Source organism: Dyadobacter sp., from assembly GCF_051859145.1.
Lineage (GTDB): Bacteria > Bacteroidota > Bacteroidia > Cytophagales > Spirosomataceae > Dyadobacter.
This window is the reverse complement of record NZ_JBHYGF010000584.1, coordinates 1-2,619: the sequence shown is the minus strand read 5'-3', so window position 1 is coordinate 2,619 and position 2,619 is coordinate 1. Positions and strand designations below refer to the sequence as shown.

Genomic DNA, 2,619 nt, shown 5'->3' with positions numbered 1-2,619 from the left:
CAATGCTATGCAGATCGAAACCATCACATTGCGTCAGGGGGAACTGGCAACAGCTGGTTATCCTGTTTTCAGCGGTTATTTGCCGGGCACTACCTATTTCCGTTTCACTGTACCTGAAAGCCGCATCGCAGCTTATAAAAAGGGAGATGAGCTGACTGTACACGTGCCTTACAGCAAGGGTGAAATAAAAGCAACCATTCAGAATATCAAGCAGCTCAACCGCTATGCAGATGTGACCAGTGCCTATCCTGATTATCAGATCGAGGATGCTGTTTATGAGCTGAAAATACAGCCCAAGGATGTGCAGCAGGCAGAAAGCCTTTTGGCTAATGCAACAGTGGTTTTGTGATCTTAAACCTTAACACCCCATCCAATGAAGACTTTCAAAGAAATGGTGCGAAGAGAATTCAGGTTGTTTTTTGCAAACAAGACCTTGCTTTCCGTGATGATTTTTGCGCCGATTATATATGCAGTTCTGATAGGATTTGTATATAAAGAGGGAAAAGTGACCGAATTGCCGGTAATAGTAGTCGATCAGGATAATTCTCCACTGAGCAATAGACTGATAGATATGATTGAAGACAGTGAGAAGCTGCATGTGCAACAAGTCAAAAGAGAAAATACCGGCACGCAGCAGGAGCTGCTTAATTCTCAGGCCGTGCTGGTAGTAACAATTCCTGAACGTTTTGAAGCTGATATATTACAGAAACGCTATCCTGAAGTAAATACCTTCATCAATACAGCTAATCTGCTGACAGCCAACATGGCGTCGCAGGGGATTCAGTCGGTGTTGGGCACTTTCAGCGCGGGAATGGAAATTCAGGGGTTGATGAAAAAAGGAGTTCCACAGGCTGCAACGCAGTATGAACCTTTTAAATCCAACTATATCCGTCTCTTTAATCCGACAGGAAATTACTTCACTTTTATGTGGCCGGCGGTTCTGGCGGTGGTATTGCAGCAGGTATTACTATTGGCATTTGCGGTAAGTTTTGCGTCAGAATTGCAAAGTCGTACTTTTCAGACTGAGCTGATGAGCTATACGCGCAATTCCGCCCTGGCCATTTTTGTAAAAGCATTGCCAATCTGGCTGTTAACCGTAGGTGTCTTAGGATTCTATTATGTGATGCATGGGGTTTTTCATGCACCTATGCCGGTATCGCTTCAGCCTTTTATAATCACAACCTCCCTTTTTGTTCTCGCAATTACATTTATGGGTGTACTGTTCAGCGTTCTGATTCCTGACGCGCTCAAAGCGACACAGGTGCTGATGATGTTTTCAACTCCTGCCTTCCTGATAGGTGGCTTCAGCTGGCCTCTGTCGTCCATGCCACAAGGCGTACAGTTTATTGCCAATCTTATTCCGCTGACACCGTTTCTGAATGCGCACAAAATCCTGCTGATAGAACAAGGAGATTTGCAAAATGTCCTGCCCTTTATCAAACACCTTGGTATCCAGATCGCAGCTTACGGAGTATTGGCTATAGCAGCTTTACAGTATAAAATGAAAGTGTGGAGTAAAGTAGAAACGGAAGTGGTTAATGGTTAAAGGGGTAAGGGAGGCTGACTGCCGATTACCGACAGCCCTAAACAATATGATTATTCATCTTATAATGCGTGGGGCTAAGCCCGGTGACATTTTTAAAGATACGGGAGAAATAGGAAAGACTTTCGAAGCCGGTTTCAGAGGCGATTTCAGTGAGTGGGAATATACCAATAGTTAGGATTTAAAATCGATAATGGAAGCAAGTAAATGAAATTGCAGCTGACCTGGAAATTTCTAAAATGACACTCTATAAATATTTAAGACATAGAGGAGTTCAAATAAACGGTAAAGTATAATTTAAAGCTGGAATTTACTTCTTAAGATTAAACCTTAATTTAATTGTGAACTTTTCGGAAGGATAGTCTGAAGAAAGCTGTAATTTCTTACCGGTTAACTGACGGATCAGATCGTAATTAAGATCCTGGTTTTCTGAAAAAACTTTCACTCTTCCTATTGTACGACTTTCTCCCAAATGAAACTGGATTACCACAATACTGCTTTGCTCATGGTTGTATAACACTTGCGGATATTGAAGTATTGTCGTCAGCTGCCGGGTTATTTCATGAGATGAATTTGTGTAATCTTTTAGGTCATGGTTAACCCAAAACAAGGAAAGTATTGCAGTACAAAAAATGATAGCTTTCATGACAAAAGAAAGATTAATATGCTTTTCTTAGATTATCCGCAAATGCATCAGGAAGCAAACTAAGCTCGACCGCCTGGGCTGCTTTTTCAACATCATAATTCACCCGGATAAATTCAACTTTTATCCCATCAGGACTTGTCACAGTTGCCGGTTGGTTAATGGTAAGCATAACATAACAAGCCCGTGCATCGCCGTCCTTGGGTTTACCAACTGAGCCAGTATTAATCAAGTGGTGATAATGATTCTTGCCATTCTCACCAGAATTAATGATGCGGTGATAAGGCTTATGGGAATGGCCAAAGCATAAAATATCAGCCCTAAACTCTTTGACCATTTCTATTACATACGGCTCAGGTAGTTCTTTTAGAAGATATTCATTGATACTGAGGGGACTACCATGTACCAAAAGCATATTCAAAATATCATCATT

General features: G+C 41.6%; 5 protein-coding genes. 2 read left to right on the top strand and 3 right to left on the bottom strand.

Annotated features, from left to right (window positions below; genetic code table 11):
• Window positions 1-349 (top strand): HlyD family efflux transporter periplasmic adaptor subunit (locus tag ACTIE6_RS25035; protein WP_439559220.1); only part of this gene is annotated, 349 nt, incomplete at its 5' end.
• Window positions 350-373: 24 nt separating this feature from the next.
• Window positions 374-1,546: an ABC transporter permease gene (locus ACTIE6_RS25030; RefSeq protein WP_139011931.1), complete on the top strand. Its 1,173-nt coding sequence runs from the start codon at window positions 374-376 to the stop codon at window positions 1,544-1,546.
• A 37-nt stretch (window positions 1,547-1,583) separates the two neighbouring features.
• Here ACTIE6_RS25030 and ACTIE6_RS25025 read toward each other — a convergent pair whose 3' ends face one another.
• The 3 genes from ACTIE6_RS25025 to ACTIE6_RS25015 all read right to left on the bottom strand — a co-directional run.
• Entirely contained in the window at window positions 1,584-1,691 is a 108-nt protein-coding gene (locus ACTIE6_RS25025) for a helix-turn-helix domain-containing protein (protein ID WP_439559255.1), read from the bottom strand.
• 162 nt (window positions 1,692-1,853) lie between these two features.
• Entirely contained in the window at window positions 1,854-2,189 is a 336-nt protein-coding gene (locus tag ACTIE6_RS25020; protein ID WP_139011932.1) for a hypothetical protein, read from the bottom strand.
• Window positions 2,190-2,202: 13 nt separating this feature from the next.
• Window positions 2,203-2,619, bottom strand: a 417-nt coding sequence (locus ACTIE6_RS25015) for a metallophosphoesterase family protein (RefSeq protein WP_439559219.1), incomplete at its 5' end; no start/stop codon positions are given.